Below are 12,503 nucleotides of genomic sequence, written 5' to 3' on the forward strand. Positions count from 1 at the left end.
AAAGTGGCTTAAAGAGGAGAAAGCGCATGTTTGCTGGGGTAAGGGGAAGTATGCGCTCTTTACTACTTTTTTCCTGTATGTTTCGAAAAATAAAGGGGGCTGGGAAAATGGAGTCAGAGCAACTCCATTTTTTCACAGCCCCGTTTTTTTCATCCAGCTGCATAGTTTACCTTTATGACGCCAATGCGACAATACCGGAGATTCATGGATGTGCCAGAGCCTATGAAATGACAGGAGAGGAGCAATACAGAAAAGTAGTGGAGAACTACTGAGAACTGGCTGTAAACAGGCGGGGAAGCTTCGCAACCGGAGGACAGACGGCTGGAGAGAGCTGGCTTTACCGATGAAGTCCAGCTTCACGGAGATAAGGACAATCCACAGTCAATCCTGACTTCTTCCCATGAGTGGGAGTGGGAGCACAGGAAGGAGGATTACAGGACGGTAGGGCAAGAACGGAATTTCTGTTTCAAGCCTTTGAAAAATATTGGCAGAGAGATGTATACGGTTTATTTTCCGGTAGCAGATACAGATTCGACAGTGCACAAAAATTAATGCGGAAGCGGATTTCTAAGATATGGAAATCCGCTTTTTTTAATTCTGCTGCCAATACAATGCGTTTCCAAAGAGAAGAGATGAGTTTCTGCATTCAACTCTGGCGGATTGTCCATGTCGTATGTTAAGGCCGGTATGCTATAATAAGAATACTTTAACAGGCTTCTGTAAACAGACGATGGTAATCAGTATTGAAGGAGGGTATTTTATGAGAAAAAACAGACACATCTTAGCATGGACACTGGCTGCACTGACAGCAGTATCTTCTCTTTCCGGATGTTCCGGCTCTGCAAACCAGACAACAGCTGTGGAGACAAGCGCAGAAGGAACTACAAAAGCAGAAGAGACCACGAAAGCAGAGGAAACTGCAAAAGAAGAGGAAACCACACAAGCGGAAAAGAAAGACGTGACATTATCTCTTTTGATTGACAACAACGTATCTTTGGACGGACTTCAGGCTGTGTGCGATCTGGCGAAGGAAAAGCTTGGAATTACGATTGAGATCGAGTACAAGGTAGATGACAGCGTGCTTAAGACGAGACTTGCATCCGGAGAAATGACGGACCTGCTGGTATATAACTCGGGTTCTCTGCTGGACGCATTAAATCCTTCTGAGTACTTTATTGACTTAACCAACCAGCCTTTTGTAGAAAAGTATGATGAGACCTATAAGAATTCTGTTACTGTGAACGGGGCTGTCTATGGTGTTCCATTTGCATCTACGCAGGCAGGTGCAGTTATGTATTATAAGCCCATCTATGAAGAATTGGGATTGAAGATCCCTGACACGTGGGATGAATTCTTATCTAACTGTGAAAAGATAAAAGCAGCGGGGTATACCGCCTATATTAGCTCTACGGCAAAAAAATCCATGACACAGGTGCTGTTTTTAGGTGACCACTACAACCTGGTGTCAGCCAATCCGAATTTTGTAGCGGAGTTTGAAAAAGGAAATGCAAAATATGTTTCAGATCCGGCAGCTATAAGAAGCTGGGAGAAGTATGAAGATGTGTGGGGATATCTTCAGGAAGGACATACGGCAACTACATATGATGAAGCCTGCGATATGCTGGCTAACGGAGAAGGGGCTCATTGGATCAGTTTGACGCAGGCTCTGTCCAATATTTATTCTTTATATGGAGAAGACACGGTTAATAAGATAGGTGTATTTGGGGTTCCAGGAGATAAGGCGGATGATCATGGTCTGACCGTTTGGATGCCCAATTCCCTTTATGGGAATATCAATTCTGATAAGAAGGACGACATACTTCGGTTTATGGAGTTCTATATTTCAGACGAAGCACTGAATGCATATGCGGGAGCAATTCTTCCCGATGGTCCGTACTGTATTAAGGGGTACTCCCTTCCGGATAACTCTTATGATGCAGTAAAAAATGATATGCAGGTTTACTTTGATCATAATAAAACAAAAGTTGCCATGGAATTTGAGACAGCAGTGAAAGGTGCGAATTGTTCTACTATTACGCAGTCGCTGATATCTGGTCTTACTACTGGAAAAGAGGCCGCTTCAGATTATGACGAGGACTGTAAGCTCCAGGCACTTCAACTTGGACTCGATTGGAAATAAGTGATTGAAAATAAAAGAGGATGTGGAAACATCCTCTTTTGTGAAAGCAGGTGAGAGTATTGAAACAGAAAAAAAGATATTCCGGATGGTTTTTAGCGCCTACGTTGGTGGTTTTTATCGGACTTTTCATATTACCACTTATTATCTCCCTTTATTTTAGTCTGACAGTCTGGAGCTTTACGAATGTCACCTTTGTAGGACTGGAAAATTTTAAAATGTTTTTTAAAGATAAAGCGCTCAGCCGCAGCATGATTAACACGTTTCTCTACGCGTTTTCCACTTGTGCCATAAAAGTCGTGCTGGGCTTTTTTCTGGCCGTATATCTAACCGGGAATATCCGCTTAAAAAGAACCCTGAGGTCAATGGTGTTTTTTCCTCATCTGGTCAGTTCTGTTGCTGTAGGAATTACATTTGCGGCATTGATGCATCCATCCCGGGGATTGTTTAATAAAGTTATTATATTTTTTGGAGGACAAGGGATTAACTGGCTTGGAAACCCGGATATTGCATTATTTTCTGTTATAGGTACAGATGTATGGAAGGGACTGGGAGTCGCAACCGTCATCTTTATTTCTGGAATCCAGGCCATAGACAGGATTTATTATGAGGCGGCGGAGGTGGATGGAGCGAGAGGGATTCAGCTTCTGCGTTATATCACAATGCCATTATGCCGGCCGGCAATGAATTCTGTTATTATCCTGGCGCTGGTGACAGGTATGAAAACATTTGACTTAATTAAAGCCATGACAGAGGGAGGGCCGGGGACTGCAACCGAAGTAATCGCACTTTCTGTATATAAACAGTTCGCCGCGGGATATTACGGCCTCTCTACAGCAGGAAACGTTATTATGCTGGTAGTAATTGGACTCATTGCTTATCCTCTGCAGAAGTTTCTGATCAGCCGTGAAGAATAGGAGGGCAGTTAAAATGAAGAAGAAAAATATACGGTGTTTTGCAGCGACTGCAGTCGGTGTTGTATCGGGGTTTATTATATTTGTTATTCCTTTTTTATTTATGCTCGTTAATTCTTTAAAAGACAGAAAATCGGCTAACCAGTTGAGGCTTTCACTACCGGAAAGCGTGCATTTTGAAAACTTTCTTGACGTCATAAAGGAGCAGAACTATATGTTGCTGCGGGCGTATAAGAATAGCTTTATTCTGGCGTTCTTTTCCATTCTGCTGCTGGTTGTATTTTCATCTATGGCCGGATATGTGCTGCAGAGGCGCAGCGACAGAAAAATTACAGCCGCAAACGCTGTAATTCTGGTTGGCCTTATGGTGCCGCCAGCCATTATGCCTACGATCTGGGTACTGCAAAGTGTAGGCCTTTACAAAACTATGGTGGGGATGATTCTTATCGAGGTGGCGCTTCATACTCCGTTTACTGTCATGCTGTATCGGGGATTTATGGCATCAATTCCCATTGAACTGGAGGATGCCGGATATATCGATGGATGCTCCCAATGGAAGATGTTCTGGACGGTTGTATTTCCACTGCTAAAACCAGTGAGTGCCACAGTTACGATTCTCAATATGGTTTCCGTTTTTAATGATTTTATGAATCCGCTGTATTTTCTTCCAGGAACAAAGAATGTAACGCTTCAGCTGACACTATACAGTTTTATGGGGCAATTTTCCAGTTCTTACAATTTATTATTTGCGGATGTGATACTGATTGTCTTGCCTATGCTCATAATTTTCTTTATACTGAATGATAGAATTGTTGATGGTATGACGGCGGGGGCGGTCAAAGGCTAGGTTGAGGCCTAAGGTCAGCTACGCCCGGAAAAGGTGGGGAATGGTATGAGGTTTCAGCGAAAAATTCTGTTGAATTATGTACTTCTTCTTTTTATATCTGTGGTGATTATAATTGTGCTGTATTATAATTCCTCCCGAAAACGGTACGCGGAGCAGGAGTATTCTTACTTACAGACCCTGTCAGGACAGATGATGCAGCAATTGGAGATGGAATACCGATCCATGCAGGAGATGACGGAGTCTCTTCTTTCTGACCCTGTGATTCTGGATAATTTAAAAATTCTGGCTACCATTTATGAGGACAGCGATTATCGGGTAGAAGCGAAAAAGAAGATTATGATCAGACTGAACACCTACCATATTGTGAAAAATTTTTACAGGGTTTTAATTTATAATAATCGTGGCGACATATTTGCAAGCTATGATTTTGATGAACGAAAGATCAAAAATATGATTCCGGAGGAACAGGAGGTATGGATAACAGGCGCTACGGGTAAGAAAGGAAGGACCGGACTGGTTCTGCCTCATGAGGATCCCTGGGGAATGAAGACCTCACCTGTCATATATGGGGTCATCCGGGAGATTTTAGGCAGCAATATGGGATATTTAGAGGTACAGAAGACAGAAGATTCGCTGAAACGCATCTTTGAGATTTTTGATGACAATATTCGGGTAGCCGCTGTATACGATGGGGGCGGCGCCCTATATGGACTTGAAAACGAAGAGATGATGCAGTACTATGAGGGGCTGGGTAAGAGTGAGAAGCACACGGTAACGGATAGAAAGAATCCTGTGACGGGCCGCAATGAGATCGTGTCCAGTGTCTACTCTGAACTTACAGGAGTTACAATTTTGCTGGCGGAGGACAGACGTGTCATTACACAGAAGATGTCCGGTCCGCTGTGGATGGCATTCTGGATTCTGCTTCTTTTCGTGTCACTGTCTATCTTGTTTATTGTCCGTATATCACAGAATCTTGCGCGGCCGATTAATGAGCTGCGCAGGCAGATGGAGCAGACTAATACAGAGAATATGGGGGAAGCGATCCATATAGAGAACAGCATGGATGAGATTACGGCTCTTACTAATACATATGAAAGGATTTTACGGAGACTGAAAGAATCCCTGATTCAGGAGAAGAACTTATCCTATCTGCAGCTTCAGGCAAGATACGACCTTCTGCAGGCTCAGATTAATCCTCATTTTTTTCATAATGTACTGAACGTTATCTCTTCGAGGGGACTGATGCTGGGGGACGAAACCATCTGTGAAATTTGTGGAAGTTTGTCCGGTATGCTTCGCTATGCCACTGGCAATAAGATACGTTATGCCACGATAGCGGAGGAGTTAATCTATTTGAAGCAGTATCTGTATCTGATGAAGCTTCGGTATCAGCATAAGCTGGAATATCTTATCGAGGTGGATGAGAGGCTTGGCAGCCAGCTGGTACCTAAAATAGCGTTTCAACAAATTGTAGAAAATTCCATTAAGCATGGGTTTAACGGGAAAAATGACGTGATGAAGATAACTGTTACCATAAAGCTTACAGAGTCGGGAGAGCACTGGATTGCGGTATTTACTGATAACGGAGAAGGGATAAAAAAAGAGACGGTGGAACAGTTGGAACAGCAGATGATACGAATGAGGGATAGTCTGCTAAACCGTCATGAAAGCATCGAGATGGAAATTGGCGGTATGGGGCTGCTTAATACCTATGCACGTCTCGTACTGTTTTTTGGCGATGATGTGAAACTGGAGATTATGGGACTGGAAAGCGGGACAACCGTAGTTATAGCTGTGCCGGTATCAGCAGGAGCGGGGGAAGATGTTTCGAGTATTGGTAGTGGACGATGAGCCAAGTGCGGTGGAGTATATCTGCAATATTATAAAAATGAAATGTCCTGATTTGAACGTGGTGGGAACGGCGGAAAATGGACTGGAAGGTCTGGCGGAGTACCAGGTGCTGGAACCGGATCTGGTGGTAAGCGACGTTAAGATGCCGGTTATGGATGGCCTTCTTATGGTAAAAGCCATCAGGGAAATGAACCCGGAGGCACAGATTCTTCTGGTAAGCGGTTATCAGGAATTTAAATATGTAAAAGAGGCTCTTTCGATTGGAGTTTCTGATTATGTATTAAAACCAATGACACCAGCTAATTTTGTAACATCAGCTGCCCCGATTATTAAAAAGTTGAAAGGCAGGATGTATGAACAGCGGAAAGTACTGGTACGTCAGGTGGTGGCGGGAGAAAAGGCCGATGAGGATGAAATCAGAACGTACTTTCCGGAAGAGGAATACTATCTGGCTGTCATTCGGGAAAATGGGCTTCCAAGGCGTTTTACCGGGAATTATGGAATGGAAATGCTCTCTGAGCTGGAAGATACGATATTTGTGTATGGGCGTGATGAGAGGGAGGCTCTCTATATCTGTCCTGCAAATGCACTTAACGATCGGGCATTCAGCCTTATGATTGAGAAGGAGGCATTCAGAAAAAAGAATGACAGCAACTTTGTGACTACGGTGATGATGGAGAAGGCCGTGGAAAGAAGCTGGCTTCCTAAGGCTATGGAGCAGATATACAGAAGTTTAAACAGCCGCCTGTCCATAGGGGTCAACCAAAGATTTTTTGCGGAGGAAGGCGAAAAGGATATGGACAAGAGGAAGGAGCTCTATGATAAGGAGGCGTTAAGGAGTATGGAGCGATTCCTGGAGAAGAAAGAATATGATATGCTCTTAGAACGGCTGTGGGAATTTATAAAGAGTACAGAGAGGGCGGCTTATCCGCAGCTCTGTCTGGAGCGGTTCGTGAGGCAGCTGGCGCTTAAAATTCAGCAGTACAGGAACTTTCGGGGGGATGTATTTGAGGATGAGATGATGATGGAGGATGCATTTTACTATGCTGGCAGTGTAGAAGAACTGTTCGACAGCTTAAAAAGTATTTTTATACGGTATTGGAAGGAGGACAGGGAGGCAGTAAAACTGGATTCTAATCAGTTTTTAGACACGATAAAGTGCTATATTGACCAGCATATGGCGGAAGATATCACGGTTTCCACGGTTTGCAGGGAATTCGGACTGTCTCAGTCCTATTTAAACATGATATTCCGGAAATATGGGATGCAATCGTTTAATATCTATCTGCGCACAGTCCGCATAGAGAAGGCAAAACGCATCATGGAGAGGAATCCCCAGATGTTTATTAAGGATATCGCTATGATGGCGGGCTATAAGGACCAGTTCTATTTCAGCAGAATATTCAGAGCAGTAACGGGCGTGTCTCCATCGGAGTATATTGAACGTGGTTCGGTGGGATGAGTTGGAGGTAGTAAGGTGTATCGGGAAAATCAGAAAGAATTTTCAGAAGAGATATTTGCAGACCCGCCGGTGGAATACAGGGATTTTCCGTTTTGGGCGTGGAATACAGAGATGACGAAGGAAGACATCGATTTCGGCCTTTCTATTTTTAAGGAGATGGGAATGGGAGGGGCGTTTCTTCACAGCAGAACGGGGCTTAATATCCCCTATTTAGGCGAAAAATTCATGGATCTAATTGATTATGCGTGCAGCCGAGCGGAAGAAACAGGGCTTATTCCGTGGCTTTATGACGAGGACCGGTGGCCTTCCGGTTTTGCAGGAGGTCTCGTGACGAAGGAGAAGGCAAACCGCAGCCGTTTTTTGGTCTGGTCTCCAGAGCCGCTTAGGGAAGGACAGATTGTGGAGAACAGGGGCTTTACTTCCTCTGCGGCCCCTGTCAGGAGTGGAGAAAGAAAATTTTACAGTATATATGAAGTAACAGGAAAGAATGGTTATTTAAAATCGTATCGAAGGCTGAAGGATTTGAATTTGCATAAGGCGCAGACGGAGGAGGGAGAGCAGACCTTTCTGTGGTGGGCTTACCTGGAAATCTCAGGCGATAATCCATGGTTTAATGGCCAGTCGTATGTGGATACATTAAATACGGAAGCAATAAAACAGTTTATTGATATAACCTATGAGGGATACCGTCTAAAGCTTGGCGATAAATTTGGCTGCAGGATCCCTGGAATATTCACGGATGAGCCTCAGTTTACACCGAAGCAGCGGGCGGAGGGGATAGAAAGCCGGGAAACGGTCATTCTTCCATTTACGGATGTACTTCCAGAGCTGTTTTTGGAGAAATACCATTTTGACCTGATGGATGCACTGCCGGAATTGTTCTATGACTGGGAGGACAGAGTTTCCCTGGCCAGGTACTGTTATCATGATTTGACAAGTCAGATGTTTGCCGAAAGTTATGCCGGACAGATTGGTAAGTGGTGCAAGAACCACAGACTGGCTCTGACCGGTCATCTTATGAAGGAACCGCTCCTCTCGTCCCAGACCCAGTATGTGGGGGAGGCGATGCGCGCTTATCCGGCATTTGAAATTCCCGGTATCGACATTCTCTGCGACCGGCATGAATATACGACTGCAAAACAGGCGCAGAGCATCGTTCATCAATATGGAAAATCTGATATGATCAGTGAACTGTTCGGGGTAACGAACTGGGACTATGATTTTCGGGGGCATAAGCTTCAGGGGGACTGGCAGGCAGCTCTGGGGGTTACAATGCGGGCACCTCATCTTTCCTGGACATCAATGGAAGGGGAAGCAAAAAGGGATTATCCTGCCTCTATTTTTTACCAGTCCCCATGGTATCAGGAGTATCGGCTGATGGAAGACTATTTTGCCCGGATTACGTCTGTCATGAGCCGGGGGAATGCAGTTGTAAGAATCGGGGTAATTCATCCGATAGAAACGTGCTGGCTGCATTGGGGAACACTGGAAAAGACGGGAGAACGGGTAATGGAACTGGATGAGCAGTTTTTGCAATTGACGGACTGGCTGATCGGAGGCAGTTTTGATTTTGATTTCATATCGGAGGCGCTGCTTCCGGAATTATACAGAGGGTGTGCCGGGGCTGGTTTTTCTGTGGGGGAAATGAGCTATCGTGTGGTTATTGTACCAAATATGGAGACGATCCGATGGGCGACACTGGAGGCACTAAAGGAGTTTCACAGCAGGGGAGGCGCTGTTGTTTTTTGTGGGAGAATTCCGGCCTGTGTGAATGGAAAACTTTCCAGTGAAGGAGTGAGGCTGGCGGAGCAGTGTAAAACAGTTCCGTTTATGAGAAGCAGCCTGCTAGGGGAACTTCAGGAGTTTTCAGAGGTTGAATTATTCGAGCAGGGGTGTGGAAGAATTGATGATGTGATCTGCCAGCTCCGGGAAGAGGGCACAGAACGTTTTCTTTTTATAGCGCACAAAGAGAATCCGAAAGGAAAGGATACGGCCAGAGTACGGATTATAATCGTGCGAATGAGGGGGAGTTGGTTATGCCGGCGGCTGGATGCTGTGAGTGGTCGTGGAGAAGATATGGAAGCGCGGCCAGGACTTGATGGATGGACAGAGACAAAGGTAAGAATTTATGAGCACGACAGCGTATTGATCCACTTAAGACCATTTTTTAGTGAGGAGCAGGAGACGCGGACAAAAGGAGAGAAGGTAAGCCAAAAAGGACAAACAGTAGGAGAAAAAGCCGGAGAAGAGGGGCAGATAGCAGTGGAGAAGGGGCAAAACAGAGATCAGGAAGTCCAATACTGCAAACGAACGCGAGTGTCTCTATCCGAGCCGAACGTACTCGTATTAGATATGCCGGAGTATTCGTTGGATGGAGAGGAATGGAAGGAAGAAGAGGAAATACTGAGGATTGACAATGAAATACGGAAACGGCTGGGATACTCTCTGCGCATGGAGGCGTGGCCTCAGCCATGGGTAAAGCAGAAGGCGGACGAAGAAATACATAAGGTTGAACTGCGTTACTTTATATACTCGGAGTGTGAGGTCCGGGAGGTATGGCTGGCCCTGGAACGGCCGGAAGAGACTGAAGTTTATTGGCAGGGGAATCCTGTTGCCGGAGAGCCGGTTGGCTGGTATGTGGATAAGAGGATTCAAAAAGTAGCTTTAGGGGGACTGAAAAAGGGCTGGAATGAACTTCGGATGGTCTGTTCATTTGGCAGCAGGACCAATCTGGAAGCAGTTTTTCTTTTAGGCGGGTTTGGTGTTAAGGTAACTGGACGCAGAGCCGTGGTGACAACATTTTCAGGGGACTTGGATTTCGGGGACTGGACAGTACAGGGACTTCCGTTTTATGGAGGAAATGTGACCTATCACATAAGTGTTATAGGGGAAGGACATCCGATGAAAATCAAGGTGGGAAAGTTTCGTTCACCGGTTCTCCGCGTTGATTATCGTGAGAAGAAGCAGGGGAATATCGCATTTTCACCGTATGAGCTGGTAACGGAAAAAATTGAGAAAGGAGAACAGCGCATAGATATTACGGCGTTTGGAAACAGGTTAAATACATTTGGTGCACTCCATAATTGTGATGATTCCGACCATAAAGCGGCGCCGGGATACTGGAGGAGCGAGGGGGATGCCTGGTCCTATGAATACTGCCTCCAATCAGCCGGAATATTGAAGGCGCCAGAAATCACGAGATGTTAGAACTCCATTTCCTGGGAACAGGAGCGGCTTTTTATCCGGAACTGGGCAATACAGCTGCCTTTTTCCTGCATGGTGATACTCTGTATCTGATAGACTGCGGGTCTTTGGTGTTCCACAAACTCTATCAGTTGTCTGAATATAAGGAGGCTCGCCACATTACTGTTCTTATTACCCATATGCACACGGATCATATTGGCAGTCTGGGAGATTTAATCGCTTATTCCTGGTTTAAAAAGGGAATTCGTGTTCGGGTTTTCTATCCGGATGAGCGGTTGAATGTATATTTAAAATTAAGTGGGATTGACCGTGAAATCTATGAATATACTGCCTGGCGGCCGGAGGAATTGCCTTTAGGGATTAAGGCGAGACGTGTGTATCACGATCCCTCTATGGGGTGTTTCGGGTATGAGATCGGTGATGGAGAGGAGACAATCTATTATAGTGGAGACAGCGGGCTGGTTGACAGTAAGATGCTGGAGGGACTGAGGACGGGGAAATTCACACGCCTCTATTTGGATACCGCCAAATATGCACCGGCTGAATCGGGGCATGGCAATTTCAATGCACTGAAGATGGTGGCGGATCCTTCTCTTAGAGAAAGGATTACCTGCATACATCTTGACTGTGATTTTAAAGAAGAGATCCTGGAGGCGGGATTTTGTATGGCGAAAGTGGTAAATTAAACAGTTGATTCGTATCGTAGAACAGGCTCCCAAATCCTGGATTTCAGATTTGGAAGCCTGTTCTTTGTCGTATGGTTTAAAAAGTGTATGGCAGGATCATCAAAAACTCATGGCGCTACAGTTCATTCTTTTCTCTAAGGTCTTTTACTGCATTAACCAGAGTTTCATTTTGGATATGGGTGCCGATGGATATGCGGGCATAAGGGAAATCACCGCGTATCATGACTCCATAGGGCAGGAGCGCGAAATAGAGATCATGGCAGGAACAGCCAAAATCCACGTAGATAAAGTTAGCCTGAGATTCGTAAACCCTGTAGCCCAGCGCTGTAAACTCATCTGTTAAGTACGTTCTCTCATCACGGTTGCTGTTTACTGTTTTCAGACGGAATTCTTCATCATCGAGGGCCGCGATCGCGCCTTCAATTCCTACTGTATTTAAAGAACGGGCCGCCATGGCCTTATTCATATAGCCGATGATCTCAGGGCAGGCAAGCGCATATCCCATACGGATGCCAGCCATTCCATAAAGCTTTGAAAATGTTCGAACGACGACCATGTTAGGCTGATCTTTCAGGCGGGAAACCATGGTGGTATTCTCCGGATCATCTGTAAAATCTATGTATGCCTCATCGACTACCACGATAACATCTTTAGGGAATTTCTGAATAAATGAGTAAAGCTCATCTCCGGAAAGACAGGTGCTGGTTGGATTATTAGGATTGCATACAAACACGAGGCGTGTCTTGTCCGTTACTGCATTTAGAACCGCTTCCGTATCCAGTTTCATATCATCTTTTCTGGAGGGAATATCTACAATGGTGCCGTTATTCTTGTAAACAATGTAGTAATATGGCGGGTAGGCAGGGGAGGTGATAATACATTCGTTGCCGGGCTTTATGAATGCCTCGCCTGCAAAGGCCAGGGCGTTGGCGGCACCGCATGTAATCATGATATTCTCCGGAAGCATGTCGTGTTTTGCAGCCAGCTTGTTTTTTAAAACGGTGTCACGGGTGGAGTCCGGGTAGAGGTGACAGTCGTTTAACGCGGCCGCCATGGCTTCCAGCGCCTTGGGCGATACGCCATAGGGATTCTCGTTGGAGGCCAGCTTATAAAGGGTGTCTAAGCCGTATTTTTCCTTTGCGGCCTTGATGGAAATACCTACCGGAATTACGGTAGAGGGTGCTTTTTTCAGAGCATAGCTCTGAGCAAGATGTTCAAACATGATTAAACTGCTCCTTTACATATTGTAGTAATTAACCAGATTGTAGCATGGTCATGAAAGTTTGTCAATCTAAAATCACCATAAAACATGCAATAAACCAATGAATATATTTAAAAAGTTATCATAAAATAGTCAAAATGGATTGACAAACGCATTGCATGACAGTATAGTTAGGTT

General features: G+C 45.1%; 9 protein-coding genes. 8 read left to right on the forward strand and 1 reads right to left on the reverse strand.

Annotation, left to right across the window (positions count from 1 at the left end):
- The 8 genes from DFR60_RS30710 to DFR60_RS27410 all read left to right on the forward strand — a co-directional run.
- Positions 1-272, forward strand: a 272-nt coding sequence (locus tag DFR60_RS30710; protein WP_207659582.1) for a hypothetical protein, incomplete at its 5' end; no start/stop codon positions are given.
- Between the two features lie 488 nt (positions 273-760).
- Positions 761-2,140, forward strand: coding sequence for an ABC transporter substrate-binding protein (locus DFR60_RS27380; protein WP_110326138.1), 1,380 nt, complete (start codon positions 761-763; stop codon positions 2,138-2,140).
- A gap of 215 nt (positions 2,141-2,355) precedes the next feature.
- Positions 2,356-3,054 carry a carbohydrate ABC transporter permease gene (locus tag DFR60_RS27385; RefSeq protein ID WP_243005199.1) on the forward strand — a complete coding sequence of 233 codons (699 nt, stop codon included), beginning with the start codon at positions 2,356-2,358 and terminating at the stop codon, positions 3,052-3,054.
- Between the two features lie 13 nt (positions 3,055-3,067).
- A complete protein-coding gene (locus DFR60_RS27390) occupies positions 3,068-3,898 on the forward strand; it encodes a carbohydrate ABC transporter permease (protein WP_110326140.1) in 831 nt (276 codons plus the stop codon).
- A 45-nt stretch (positions 3,899-3,943) separates the two neighbouring features.
- Positions 3,944-5,752 carry a sensor histidine kinase gene (locus tag DFR60_RS27395; RefSeq protein WP_110326141.1) on the forward strand — a complete coding sequence of 603 codons (1,809 nt, stop codon included), beginning with the start codon at positions 3,944-3,946 and terminating at the stop codon, positions 5,750-5,752.
- Positions 5,724-7,214, forward strand: a complete 1,491-nt coding sequence (locus DFR60_RS27400) for a response regulator transcription factor (RefSeq protein ID WP_110326142.1) — start codon at positions 5,724-5,726, stop codon at positions 7,212-7,214. Before DFR60_RS27395 ends, DFR60_RS27400 begins: the two co-directional genes overlap by 29 nt.
- Before the next feature lie 15 nt (positions 7,215-7,229).
- Entirely contained in the window at positions 7,230-10,421 is a 3,192-nt protein-coding gene (locus DFR60_RS27405) for a hypothetical protein (protein ID WP_110326143.1), read from the forward strand.
- Positions 10,415-11,104 (forward strand): MBL fold metallo-hydrolase, encoded by a 690-nt coding sequence (locus tag DFR60_RS27410; protein WP_110326144.1) that lies wholly within the window; start codon positions 10,415-10,417, stop codon positions 11,102-11,104. The genes DFR60_RS27405 and DFR60_RS27410 overlap by 7 nt, the downstream gene beginning before the upstream one ends.
- A 115-nt stretch (positions 11,105-11,219) precedes the next feature.
- On the opposite strand, the gene hisC is transcribed toward DFR60_RS27410, so the two are convergent.
- A complete protein-coding gene (hisC, locus tag DFR60_RS27415) occupies positions 11,220-12,326 on the reverse strand; it encodes a histidinol-phosphate transaminase (RefSeq protein ID WP_110326145.1) in 1,107 nt (368 codons plus the stop codon).
- Between the last annotated feature and the right edge of the window lie 177 nt (positions 12,327-12,503).

The organism is Hungatella effluvii, assembly GCF_003201875.1.
In the GTDB taxonomy this organism is placed as follows: domain Bacteria; phylum Bacillota; class Clostridia; order Lachnospirales; family Lachnospiraceae; genus Hungatella; species Hungatella effluvii.

Excerpts from the sequence above, each read along its gene's own strand:
- DFR60_RS27380 (WP_110326138.1), top strand. The coding sequence starts at position 761 with ATGAGAAAAAACAGACACATCTTAGCATGGACACTGGCTGCACTGACA.
- DFR60_RS27385 (WP_243005199.1), top strand. The coding sequence starts at position 2,356 with ATGTTTTTTAAAGATAAAGCGCTCAGCCGCAGCATGATTAACACGTTT.
- DFR60_RS27390 (WP_110326140.1), top strand. The coding sequence starts at position 3,068 with ATGAAGAAGAAAAATATACGGTGTTTTGCAGCGACTGCAGTCGGTGTT.
- DFR60_RS27395 (WP_110326141.1), top strand. The coding sequence starts at position 3,944 with ATGAGGTTTCAGCGAAAAATTCTGTTGAATTATGTACTTCTTCTTTTT.
- DFR60_RS27400 (WP_110326142.1), top strand. The coding sequence starts at position 5,724 with ATGTTTCGAGTATTGGTAGTGGACGATGAGCCAAGTGCGGTGGAGTAT.
- DFR60_RS27410 (WP_110326144.1), top strand. The coding sequence starts at position 10,415 with ATGTTAGAACTCCATTTCCTGGGAACAGGAGCGGCTTTTTATCCGGAA.
- hisC (WP_110326145.1), bottom strand. The coding sequence starts at position 12,326 with ATGTTTGAACATCTTGCTCAGAGCTATGCTCTGAAAAAAGCACCCTCT.